Origin of the sequence: Pseudoalteromonas sp. BMB (assembly GCF_001709235.1) — a bacterium.
Taxonomy (GTDB): domain Bacteria; phylum Pseudomonadota; class Gammaproteobacteria; order Enterobacterales; family Alteromonadaceae; genus Pseudoalteromonas; species Pseudoalteromonas maricaloris.
Window position 1 is genome coordinate 1 of sequence record NZ_MBQA01000207.1, and the last position, 12,181, is coordinate 12,181.

Sequence of the window (12,181 nt, forward strand, 5' to 3'; positions counted from 1 at the left end):
TTTTAGTGCAACCCTTTTTTTCGGTTTTTTCTATTTATTTTTCAAATGCTTTTTAGCCCACCGAATCCTAACAACTTATCCACATTTTCTGTGGATAACCCACAGGAATTTCGGCTTTTGCTTTTCTTTGTGGTAGATTACCGCCCCATTATTTACTCGTTCTTAGAAAAAGGCTAAATACATGGCTGATATCTTAAACTCGATAAGTGGTCTTTTATGGGGCCATCTACTTATCTATCTCTTAATAGCTGCAGGTGTATTCTTCACAATTAGGCTTGGCTTTATTCAATTCACTCAATTCCCATATATGGTGAAGGTAATGATGCAAAGCCGCGAAGGTGCTGAAGATGGTATCTCCTCTTTTCAAGCATTCTGTACTTCACTCGCCGCACGGGTTGGTACCGGTAATATGGCAGGTGTTGGCGTTGCGCTCTATTTAGGCGGTCCTGGTGCTATATTATGGATGTGGCTCATTGCCTTGATTGGTATGGCGACTAGTTTTGCTGAAAGTTGCTTAGCGCAGCTATATAAGACGAAAGATGATGACGGAAACTTCCGTGGTGGCCCTGCTTATTATATGGAGCTAGGTTTAAAACGTAAGTGGATGGGGGTGTTGTTCTCACTTTGCCTTATCCTTGCATTTGGTTTCGTCTTTAATGCAGTACAAGCCAACTCCATTGCTGCAGCATTTAACGTTGCCTTTGATGTGCCTAAATACGTGATGGGTATTGCGTTAGTAGCAGCTTCTGGGATTATCATCTTCGGTGGTTTAAAAACTATTGCACGCTTTGCAGAACTTGTCGTACCTTTTATGGCCGTTGCTTATCTTATACTTGCACTTTACGTCTGTGCTGTGAACTTTGCGCAGCTACCAGACATATTCATGTTAATAGTAAAAAGTGCAATGGGTATCGAGCAAGCGGGTGCTGGTGCTATTGGCTACGCGGTAATGCAAGCAATGCTTCAAGGGATCAAGCGCGGCTTATTCTCAAATGAAGCCGGTATGGGTAGCGCTGCAAACGCTGCTGCTAGTGCAACACCAAATCCAAACCACCCAGCATCACAGGGTTATGTACAAATGCTAGGTGTATTTGTAGATACCATAGTGATCTGTACCGCGACCGCTTCGCTTATTCTTTTATCTGGTCAGCTCGAGCCAAACTCAGGTTTAACTGGCATTGAATTAACGCAATCTGCATTGGTTCATCATGTAGGGGAATGGGGCGCAATTTTCGTTGCGGTAGCTATTCTATTTTTTGCTTTTACTTCCATTGTTGCCAACTACAGTTATGCAGAAACCAACCTACTATTCTTAGATCACCATTCAAAGAAAGGCATGATGGTATTTAGAGCTTGTGTATTAGGTATGGTAATGTTTGGTGCGGTAAGCGAACTTGGGCTGGTTTGGACACTCGCTGATATTTCAATGGGCTTAATGGCTGTAGTTAACGTGGTTGCACTCTTTATGCTTCGCAAAGTCGTGCTATGGCTTGCCAACGATTATAAAAAGCAGCTTAAAGCAGGCGTAACCCCAGAGTTTGATCCTAGTACCAACCCTGAAGTAGAAAAAACACTACCAAAAGGCATTTGGACTAAATAGACCAATACAGCGCACTAATGCTTATATTTAGTGCGCCTTCTTCATATAAAACCCAATTTTAATGAAGAAGAACACAAAAATACGCCCTTGAGTTCATTTAATGTCCAAACAAACCAACCACTTATTGCCTTTCAAAAAAAAATCCGTATAGTAAAGCACAAGTCGGCATATAGCGCAGCTTGGTAGCGCACTGTCATGGGGTGTCAGGGGTCGCAGGTTCAAATCCTGCTATGCCGACCAGCTTTTCCTTGCCCTGTTCAATAAGTTAACTCTATCTACTATCATTCTTATCGCACATTAGTTTCATCACACACTTGCTGCCCATATTTCAATAAAATTATTTTGCCCTTTCAGCGCCTTTTAGGGGAGGATTTATAGGACGACTCCTAATAGCACCTCTAATGAGTATATTGCTCTTAGATCTTAATTAGATGAAATTGCAGCTTGAACGACTAGAAGGAATCTTTTTGTGAGAAGCGCCCCGAAACTAAACTCCACTATATTTAAAGAAGCTGAACAATACGTTAGCTTTTACTTTATGAACTATTACAACTGGAGAAGGCCACATAGTCATAACGATATGCAAGCTCCAGCAGTAGCAGAAGAAAAACTTAGTTCACTGTCCGGAATTAGTTGACCACTACACTATTATGCAGAACTGCAATACTGAGAATTTATAATGTGGTGGCCAAAAAGCATTGACCACTACACAACTTTCTCCAAAGCAGTAATAAAGCTTTATGGATTTGGGTACTTTGAAATCAAAAGTTTAATCATGCGGAAGTCAGCATGTAACTATTTTAAGGCCCAAAACCTGAACGCTTCTTCCAACTCAACCGATTTCTGTATCGACAAAAGCGTTACTACCTTATCTAGCCTGGGTGAAAAATTCCTGATCAAGCAAGAACTGTAAAACCATACAGAGTGCCCGAATATAAGCTGAGTAATTTGCCGACAAGGGTTCAAGGTGAGATTGCTAATAGTGGACAACAATTGAAATTATAACTTTGCTCCTAGCCTCTATTTTCCAGTTAATTAGTAAAATTAAAATGAGGGGTTCTTAACATACTTTATAGCTATAACGCCTTATAAATCGGCTCTTTCACTGTAGTTCTCAACTAACAGCAGCAATCAAAAAACACAATATATTTACATTAAAGTAATAATGCTGACAAATAACCAACCTAGTATTGCGAGACTTTCAATTAAGCACGGAGATTAAAATGAAATTCGCAATACTCATACTTGCAGTCAGTGCGACTGCAACTGCAAATGCAAATGCAAACACCAACATATGTAGCAACTACGGTTGCCCAACTGGCACACCATCAAGTAATGATATCGTTGAGCGACCTATATATGTGCTTAGCAATAATCGCACAACAAAGTTTGCGGACTGGGTAGCATACAAAGTCACACCAAGCACAATTGATGGCCCAAGCCGTTCAAGGACTTGGAAATCTGACCCTAAAATTGCAAGTAGATACACGCTAGAGCCAAGTGACTACAGCGATGCATGGGCAACTATTCATACAGATAGAGGTCATCAAGTGCCTTTGGCGTCGTTTTCCAACACATCCAATTGGAGCGATACTAATTATCTCTCGAACATTACCCCGCAATCATCAAACCTTAATCAAGGTCCATGGGTTAAATTAGAAAATGCAGTGAGAAGTTTAGTGCGCACGGGCGAAAATGCCTATGTGTTCACGGGTCCCTTGTATGAATATTACTTTGCTACCTTGCCTGGTGCTGATGAATCTCACACTATTCCGTCAGGCTATTTTAAGGTCGTTGTCACAATAGCAGGCTCAAATGTGAAGGCTTCTGCTTTTATCATGGAGCAAACTTCTGGTAGATATCTTGATTACTGCAAAACAGAAGTAACCATTGACGAAGTAGAACAAAGAGCAGGCCTGAATATCCTACCTAGCCTACCAAGCTATAAAGCCACCGACATTGAGGGTCGAGTCGGCGCTCTTAGCTCACAACTAGGTTGCTAATTATGACGGCTACCAGTTGGTAGCCCTTTAATTCACTTTGTAATTTGCTTCAAGACATTTGCTCGATGAATACCCGCCTCATTTAAGGGCTAGTTACATTACTTTTCATGCCATTTTACGGTTATGTTTTTGACTCGGAATTTCCCATTGGCCAACCTGTCACAGCGGCTCTGGTTGGTTCGTTCAATATGAATGTTTGGCAGGTCTACCTGCGAGGCTTCCACTTCACTAAGTTGCTCTAAACACATAAGTTGTGTCACTTCACGGAGCGCATTATCTTCGACTAGATTTTCAACTAGACGTTTGCCTTTTGCCTTGTTCACCACATTACTGTCGCTTTTATTCTTTGAATGTAACTTGGGCATTGAAAACGTACTGCCTGCAGGATAAAACGAATAGTAGAAATGCTGTGGCTTATGGGTTTCAATCACAACTACGCCCTGCTTACCAAGTACCGAGAACTCCTCTTCAGTACTTTCAAATTTTAGTGCTGTGGTTTCATCCACACCAAAACCAAATTTTTGGCCACTTTTAAGTGCTAACACCGCAAGCCTAAAACTTCTGCCTCTTTCACTAAAATGCGTATCTAAAACGCCAAAGGAAAAGACTCCTAAGCCACCTGTAGCATCATAAGTTAATGCATCGGCATTTAGCTTGCCACACCCACCATGCTTTTCGCAGTGTTGTACTGGAGCAGAGGCATTTATCGCACCATTTAATATAGCTTCGATGCTGCTACCATTGGTGATCATTGGAACATTACCGAAGGCATTTTTTCCGCCAGCCAGCACCGCTGTTCCGGCACTCGTACCGATAATTATTGGTATCTCCTTTAGAACTTCAGTCCAAGGATAAGGCGTTTGCTTATCGGTAGCATACATTACTAGCTTAGTGAGTGATTGATCACCGCCGTTAAACATGATCGCATCCGCATTGATCAACTGCTGTTTCACCTTCTCAATCCCTTGCTGGCAAAGATTATATTCGGTTAATGTTCTATCCGGATAAATGACTTCACGATTATAAACCCCATTGAGCTGGTTACGATAGCTATCTAGGTTTTCACAGTCATCGCGACTAAGTGCTGCGGCTAATGCTGGAGTAAGGGGGAACCATTGAGCATTAACATCGTAGCTTTGAAATAGTCCTTCATAGAAATCAGCAGACTCATAAGGATCACGAGAAGATGCAGTGACAAGCAGCAATCTTTTGGTTTTTGTCTTGCCAATGCGCTTAGCAATATCTTCTAAGATTTCAGTGCTCGCAGGCTTATTATTTCCGTTAGTATTAACTATTTCAGGTAGGCGTTTATGCTGATACAACAAGGGCAGTTCAAGCATATCAAAGAAGAAATTATATTCTTTATCACTCCAACTGCGATATAAGCCTTCATCAAATTGTTTCGCATGCTGCGCAAGCTGTAGTTTAGATAAGACTTTGTTCGATGGTAATTTCTTAAGCAATTTAAGGGTGCGCCTTAGGTGCGCGCGATTGTTAGTTGGCCAACCTTTAGTGAATTTATTTATTGCACTTTCATCAACAGAAAACAGCAAATGCGTTTTCACAGCCGCTGAAAATTCGACATTTTCTGCACAGTTTTTTGTAGCCATACTAGAGCAAGTTTTGAGTGCCCCGCCAATCAAATAAAGTGTTTGTGCAGAAGAGGTTAAGCTGAAGAAAAGCGTACCCACAGTTAACACTGTGGTTATAAAAAACACAACATTCATGATAAATTCCAAACAAATTTGTTAAAAACGACTTGTCAGCACAAAAACGCTTGTGCTATAAATTTTAATGAACATTGCGAAGCGCAAGCTAGCACACGCTGGTTTGCATTGTCAAAAAACACGAGATGAAAATATGTTGAAGAATGCGTTCAAATTTGTTTGCTACTTCTACTCACCTCACTACCTTTCTGAGTGGTTCGACGAGTAGACACACGGTGTAAAGCCGTGGCGTTGTCTATTAATTGCAACCCCACCTCTTGATTTCTATAAAAATTAAACGGCTGGCTTAAGGCGTACTATCGCGATTATTTTTCGTAGTGGCGTGGTTTTTATCTGTCCAATTGAAACTGACCTATTGTTTTTAACGCTTTTTAAGCACAGACGATTGCGAAGTTTCAATGCGGTAGAGCAATAAACACAACAAATAAATTCTACAGCAACGCCATTCGCCTTTACCAAGCCGCTCATCAACAGAAAGTAGGTGAAGTAATGTACAACAAACTATTCGTAGCAATTTCAGCAGCCTTGGCTGCTTCAAGTTTTAATACTCATGCAGAAGAACAAACAGAGCAAAACGTAAAAGCCGTTGAAAGAATTGAGGTCACGGGCTCTCGCATAAAAGGCGTTGATTTAGAAGGCACACAGCCTATTACTATCTTGAGCTCAGAAGACATAGACCGCTCAGGTGCTTCCTCAATTTTCGAGTTACTTCAAGATCTTCCTCAATTAAAAGGTGGCTCTGGCACGTTCTCCACAAGCGAGAGTGGCAGTACATCAACCTCAACACCCGCGGGGCAAGCAGCAGCCAGTTTACGAGGCATGGGTCCTTCAGCGACGTTAACCTTGATCAATGGTCGTCGTGTCGCGCCAAGCTCTTTTGCGGCGGGCACACAAAACTTTGTTGATGTAAACGCCATCCCCTTAGCAGCAATCGAACGAGTTGAGATCCTAGCGACTGGGGCATCCGCAATCTATGGAGCCGATGCCGTTGCGGGTGTGATTAACTATATTCTTAAAGACAATTACGATGGTGCAGAACTTGAGGTTAGCTATGGTAACAGTCTTGAAAGCTCTGATGAGGGCAAAACACAAGTCAATCTAATTTGGGGAACTGAAGTTGGTAATGGCAGCCTTATGTTGTTTGCAGATTTTTACGACCGAAACCAATTTAACGCAACAGATAGAGACTTCTTAGCAACACCCAACTTAGTTAACGGATATTCTTATCTTCCTAAACTCAACAATACGCCTAATATTTATTATTACAGCAGTCGCGACGGTAATGAGCTTCCAGCACCTGGCTGTATGAGCCAGCTGGTTACCACTGAGTATGGGGAGCAGATCTGTGCTTACTATGGTAATCAAGATGATGTCCTAAGCACTCCATTTGAGAGTGTGTCTGGTGGTGCGATGTTCAATCAGCAGGTTGGCGAGTTAACTTGGAAAACTGAATTTTTTATCAGTAAAACAAAATCAACCGCTTATTCAACCCCAGCCGCAATCAATCAGATTGATGACAGTGAAGGTCCATGGGTGAGAGAGGATGCCCTCTTCATTTATAGCGACGCAAGCGGTAACAACTCGCTACTTGATTCACTTTACATCGACCCATTCGACACACAACTTGGACAGGAGCAATGGGGGTTTCAGTTTGATGCTCGCTTTACCTCACCCCGCACCATTAAAGTCGAAAGCCAAAATATGCGATTGGTTTCGAGCCTAGAAGGACAGCTAGGCGAATGGGATTGGGTATCTGGGATTATGTTCTCTGAATCTAAATCAGATCAGGTGGCCACCGATGGGGTATACAATCGTTATAAGTTTCATGCCGCTTTGGCCGGGGAGCTATGTGGTGATGGGAACATTGCCAGCATTAACGACGGCCAGTTAAGCTGTGCTAATAGTAACCTGCTCGACTTTTATAACCCATTCTTAGTAGGCAATGCCCCTAACGATGCAACACTTGCACTTACCAAAGCACGCCCGACCCGAGAAGGTACAAGCCGTATTTACAGCTGGGATTTTACTGTATCGGGTGAGCTCTTTTCTTGGCAAGATATCGCGGTACAGTCCTCGTTTGGTGTCGAAGCACGAAAAGAAGAGCTGTCGGACACCCCTTCAAATGATGCGGTTGCAGACGCTGCCAACGATTACTTAGTTGATGTATTTGGTTATGGCTCTAGCATCGCGGACGCAAAAAGAACGCAGCTAGGTGCATTTGTAGAGCTATACATTCCAGTAACAGAAACAGTAGAAATGCAGGTGGCTGGACGAAATGACCACTTTGACGACTTTGGTTCAACTTTTAATCCAAAAATCGGCATAAGCTATCGCCCTACTGATGCCCTACTGTTACGAGCCGGTTGGTCTACTTCTTTTAGAGCACCCTCTTTAACGCAGGCGGGGGTTAAGCTGAGAACAACGACTTCAACTTTCGATTGCGGCGCGAATCAAGCTGTCGCCGATCTGTATTGTGAGGGTGATGGCACGCAAGTTACGGTTAACTCCTTAGAGCTTGGTAACAGCCAACTTAATGCCGAAGAGTCTGAATCTATTTCTCTAGGTTTAGCCTGGAGCCCAACTCGAGATACCACTATCGCGATTGATTACTGGCAATTTGAATATACCGACGTTATTGATACAAATATGACCGCTGTACTCAGTCGTGCGATTACAGATCCGTCGTTGCGTCATTGTGGCCTTGTGCCTGATGGTCAGATGGGTATTTCGTATGATGAAGATGTGTGTAGCGTAACCGATACACAAGGTTTAAGCATAGATCAAAGCGGCGCTGATCTAAGCGAAATTTTGGCGGCTTATATTAATGAATTTGACCCTCGTACTCAAAGCCTACAACTATATCGCGATCATGTTATTCAATTAGAGAACACAGGTAGCCAAGATATTGCTGGGTTGGACATTAAATTTAATCATAGATTTAGATTTGATAACGCTGACTTAACCGTGAAACTGGATGCAACTCATTACCTCGAATACGAACGCAATAAACCGGGTTCTGATCTGAGTGAAGAACTTGTTGGTACCTTTAGATACCCTGAAAATATAGGCAGAATTTCAGTGACTTATAACGCTGATAATTTTTATGTCTCGCTGGGCGCAAACTATACTGACAGTTATGAGGACGACATCGAAGGGCTACGTGGTCGAGAAATCGACGAGTTAGCTGAACTTGGGCAACTCGATAGCGAAGGGAAACGAGATGTTGATAGCTGGACAGTGGTTGATGTTAGTGCGGGTTATGAGTTCTCAGAGCACCTAAAGGTGAGGCTCAGTATTGATAATCTGTTCGATAAAAAGCCTCCTGTGGTTTATGGTTCATCGCGAGGCTTCGACTCAATCAATCACAATGCGTTAGGCACCAACTATACTCTCGGATTAACTTACCAGTTCTAATGGAGAAATGGGGGTAACCCCATTTTCGTTCTTTATATGCGAAAAACTATAAAAATGCCTGACGCATTCGTTATTTTGCTGGTGATTGCAGGGCTGTGCTATGCGGTGTCACACTTTATTTTGCCCGGCTCGTTCGAGCTAGCAGGAACTAATGATACCGTTGCACTTTCACAGTTTTCACAAGCACAAACACCTGCACCTTTACCTTTGTTTGCGACTCAAGGTGAAGCAGGATTGTTCAACGTGCTATTTGAGGGGCTCGTGAGTGGCGACAGAAATGGAGCCGCTATTGGGGTTATTGCTTTTATCCTAATAACAGGTGGTGCATTTGGCGTGTTAATGCAGACCAAAGCAATAGACAATGGCATTATGGCGCTGATCAATTCTACACAAAGGATTGATTGGCTATTTATCCCTAGTCTGTTCATCACCTTTGCTTTGGGTGGTGCCATATTCGGCATGGGTGAAGAGGCTATCGCATTTTGTATTGTGCTTTACCCTATCATGATGAGGCTTGGCTATAACGCCCAAGTTACCGTGCTTGTGACTTATGTTGCAACACAAATCGGGTTTGCTACTTCCCCCATGAACCCTTTTAGCATTGCCATTGCACAAAGTATCGCTCAGTTACCGGTATTCTCAGGCGCAGAGTTTAGGGTTGCTCTCACCACCCTATTCACATTCGTCGGACTGGTTTTTACGATGCGCTACGCTGCGAAAGTACGAAAAAATCATGAGGATATCATTGCAAGTACTTCGCCCACGGAGCTACAACTTGTTGATAAGGCGTTATTGCTTGCGTTTTTCATGGTAATTATTTGGGTCATTTACGGTGTGACTGCAAAAGGGTACTACATCCCTGAACTTGCCACTCAGTTTTTTGTGCTGGGGCTGGTCATCGCCCTAATAGCTAAATTGGGAGGACGCCAGTCTATTAGCCAATCAGTGGCAGCATTTAAAACAGGAAGCGCAGATCTGCTGCCAGCAGCTTTGCTAGTTGGTCTCGCCAAGGGGCTTGTACTATTACTAGGCGGGAGCAATCTCCAAACACCTTCAATCTTAAATACTGTGCTTTATTATGCGGCTACCTTAATAACCCAAGTCCCTGATGCGTTGGCAGCTTGGTTTATGTATGTATTCCAATCTTTATTCAACTTCTTTGTTTCTTCGGGCTCCGGACAAGCAGCTATTACTATGCCCATTATGGCACCTCTTTCAGACTTAATTGGTGTTTCTCGGCAAACTTCTGTACTGGCTTTTCAACTAGGAGATGGACTGAGCAACATCATTATCCCAACCTCAGCAAGCTTAATTGGCTGCTTAGGGGTTGTTAAACTTTCTTGGAACGATTGGGTGCAGTTTATTTGGCGCTTTATGTTACTTCTTTTCACATTAGCAAGTGTGGTCACCATATTTGCTCACTTAACAAATTACCAATAAATTTATGCTAACACTTATTAAAAATGTTGAGCTTTTTACGCCTAAAAAGCTCGGAAAGCGTGATGTCCTTTTTGCTGGGAAAACTATCCTCGCAATCGAGGAGGATATCGAAATAAACAGCAACTTGGAGTTCGCTATCGTTGACGGACAGGGATTTATATTAGCCCCCGGATTTGTCGACTCTTTAGTGCATTTTAGTGGCGGAGGTGGCGAAGCGGGTTTTGCGAGCCGTACCCCGCAAATGAACCTCACTGATGCAACGCTATATGGGATCACGACTGTCATTGGCGCACTTGGCACCGATGATGTCAGCCGAACACATACCGATCTAGTTGCTAAAGCGAAAGGGTTAAAACAAGAGGGGTTGAACGCCTTTTGCCATACAGGCTCTTACCACTTGCCAATAAAAACGCTTGGTCACAGTATCCGTCACGACATTATGTATATCGACGAAATCATCGGTGTTGGGGAAGTTGCAATCGCCGATCATCGAGGTACGCAGCCTTCGGTAAAAGAGCTTACAACCATTGCAGCAGAAGCGAGAACTGCAGGTCTATTGAGTGGCAAACGTGGTACCGTTTCCATTCACGTTGGAACAGGTGTTGAACACTTACAGCTTCTCCATGAAGTAGCACTGTCTAGTGAAATACCGCTCAGTCAGTTTTACCCAACTCATATGAATCGAAATGCCGAATTGCTAACTGCGGGGATTGCATTTTGCAAAGCTGGCGGAACCATCGACTTTACCGCTAGCACCACCGAGTACGACTTAGCCAATGGTGAGCTAGCAGCAGCCGAGGCGTTGGCATATTGCCTAGACAAAGGCGTGAACTCACAGCAACTGACCATGAGCTCCGACGGACATGCAAGCTTACCAATTTATAATGAACAAAATCATTTAGTTGGATTTGAAGTGGGTTCAGAGTCTTCGCTGCTTGGGGCGTTCCAGCAAGCGGTGCAGCAATTTAATGTGCCGCTTGACTTAGCTCTGCAATCTATTACGTCCAATCCAGCGAGAATTTTAGGATTAAATAAAGGTGAGATCTCTGTCGGTAGTGATGCAGACCTTGTTTTGCTCGACGCAAACACGCTAACGCCACATAGCGTTTGGTGTAACGGTCAAAAAATGGTTGAAAGTCATAAGCCACTAGTCAGCGGTTTCTTCTCTTAAAGTTTGGCAGGTAGCACTATGCTGCCTGCTAATTTACGGAAGTTTTAAAAGTAATCAACCAGTTCGTATCTTACCCGAGCCTCAGGATAAATCAAAATAGCTGTACAACATAAGTGCCCCTGCGCTAAACATAACCACATTTTCTGTTAATGATATAAAGCCTAAGGGCACATCAGTGTCACCACCAACGCATGCACATTTGAGCGCTCTTTTATCAATGTATACGGCCTTAAACACCGAGATTGCGCCTATAAACCCTATGAATATTGCCACTGGTGCATAATAAATGGCTGGCAAAGTTGTTAACATACAAACGCCGGCATATAACTCTAAGTAGGGGTAAGTATACGCGTATTTTAGATGACGCATCGCTAACAAGTCGTAAGTGATAAAGGAGTTTGTAAAGCTATGAACATCGCGTATTTTTTGTACCGCGAGTAACAACATGGAAAACCCAATAAAGGACATTACCCATTCTACAAGATTATCGGCAGGAAATTGTGTCGCGAATGTGACCAGCAGCGCGACTAAAAATATTGAAAGTACTGGCCAGTATACGTTTTTCTTTTCCTTATGTGACGGCTTGCCTAGATATCGGCGTAGCGCTTCATAGCCGCCAATATGTTGATCGTTAATAAATATTTGTGGTGTAGTGTCAACGTTATGAGTGGCTTTAAATTCATCCGTCTGTTCCCTTGACTTGAGCATTCTGTCGTCTACATAAAAACCCTCTCGTGAAAGCAAATCCTTAGCTCTGAGACCAAAAGGGCAAATGTGCGATGAGGTATGCATTCGGTAAAGTGTCGCATTTTTCACTGGTGGCTCC

The 12,181-nt window shown here is 43.1% G+C and carries 7 protein-coding genes and 1 tRNA gene; 6 read left to right on the forward strand and 2 right to left on the reverse strand.

The annotated features are described in order from the left end of the window. The first annotated feature begins 181 nt into the window (after positions 1-181). From BB427_RS21275 to BB427_RS21285, 3 genes are all read left to right on the forward strand, one after another. Complete coding sequence (locus BB427_RS21275) at positions 182-1,600, forward strand: alanine/glycine:cation symporter family protein (RefSeq protein WP_010607547.1); 1,419 nt, start codon at positions 182-184, stop codon at positions 1,598-1,600. A gap of 163 nt (positions 1,601-1,763) precedes the next feature. Continuing rightward, positions 1,764-1,840, forward strand: a tRNA-Pro gene (locus BB427_RS21280). Between the two features lie 983 nt (positions 1,841-2,823). Beyond that, positions 2,824-3,603 carry a DNA/RNA non-specific endonuclease gene (locus BB427_RS21285; RefSeq protein ID WP_069023113.1) on the forward strand — a complete coding sequence of 260 codons (780 nt, stop codon included), beginning with the start codon at positions 2,824-2,826 and terminating at the stop codon, positions 3,601-3,603. Positions 3,604-3,701: 98 nt separating this feature from the next. Here BB427_RS21285 and BB427_RS21290 read toward each other — a convergent pair whose 3' ends face one another. Continuing rightward, on the reverse strand, positions 3,702-5,330 hold the full coding sequence (locus BB427_RS21290; RefSeq protein ID WP_069023115.1) for a cyanophycinase: 1,629 nt from the start codon (positions 5,328-5,330) through the stop codon (positions 3,702-3,704). Positions 5,331-5,819: 489 nt separating this feature from the next. On the opposite strand from BB427_RS21290, the gene BB427_RS21295 reads away from it, so the two are divergent. Genes BB427_RS21295 through iadA form a run of 3 tightly spaced genes read left to right on the forward strand, consistent with a single transcriptional unit; the run spans position 5,820 to position 11,355 of the window. Further along, positions 5,820-8,744, forward strand: a complete 2,925-nt coding sequence (locus BB427_RS21295) for a TonB-dependent receptor domain-containing protein (protein WP_069023117.1) — start codon at positions 5,820-5,822, stop codon at positions 8,742-8,744. A gap of 36 nt (positions 8,745-8,780) precedes the next feature. Next, positions 8,781-10,184, forward strand: a complete 1,404-nt coding sequence (gene yfcC / locus BB427_RS21300) for a putative basic amino acid antiporter YfcC (RefSeq protein WP_069023119.1) — start codon at positions 8,781-8,783, stop codon at positions 10,182-10,184. A 4-nt stretch (positions 10,185-10,188) separates the two neighbouring features. Continuing rightward, a complete protein-coding gene (gene iadA, locus BB427_RS21305; protein ID WP_045988819.1) occupies positions 10,189-11,355 on the forward strand; it encodes a beta-aspartyl-peptidase in 1,167 nt (388 codons plus the stop codon). 81 nt (positions 11,356-11,436) lie between these two features. On the opposite strand, the gene BB427_RS21310 is transcribed toward iadA, so the two are convergent. Then, positions 11,437-12,147: a MauE/DoxX family redox-associated membrane protein gene (locus tag BB427_RS21310; protein WP_045988887.1), complete on the reverse strand. Its 711-nt coding sequence runs from the start codon at positions 12,145-12,147 to the stop codon at positions 11,437-11,439. Positions 12,148-12,181 lie beyond the last annotated feature (34 nt).

Bases quoted from the DNA above. Each gene is read 5' to 3' on its own strand.
- iadA (WP_045988819.1), top strand. From the start codon at position 10,189: ATGCTAACACTTATTAAAAATGTTGAGCTTTTTACGCCTAAAAAGCTC.
- BB427_RS21285 (WP_069023113.1), top strand. From the start codon at position 2,824: ATGAAATTCGCAATACTCATACTTGCAGTCAGTGCGACTGCAACTGCA.
- BB427_RS21275 (WP_010607547.1), top strand. From the start codon at position 182: ATGGCTGATATCTTAAACTCGATAAGTGGTCTTTTATGGGGCCATCTA.
- yfcC (WP_069023119.1), top strand. From the start codon at position 8,781: ATGCGAAAAACTATAAAAATGCCTGACGCATTCGTTATTTTGCTGGTG.
- BB427_RS21290 (WP_069023115.1), bottom strand. From the start codon at position 5,330: ATGAATGTTGTGTTTTTTATAACCACAGTGTTAACTGTGGGTACGCTT.
- BB427_RS21310 (WP_045988887.1), bottom strand. From the start codon at position 12,147: ATGCATACCTCATCGCACATTTGCCCTTTTGGTCTCAGAGCTAAGGAT.
- BB427_RS21295 (WP_069023117.1), top strand. From the start codon at position 5,820: ATGTACAACAAACTATTCGTAGCAATTTCAGCAGCCTTGGCTGCTTCA.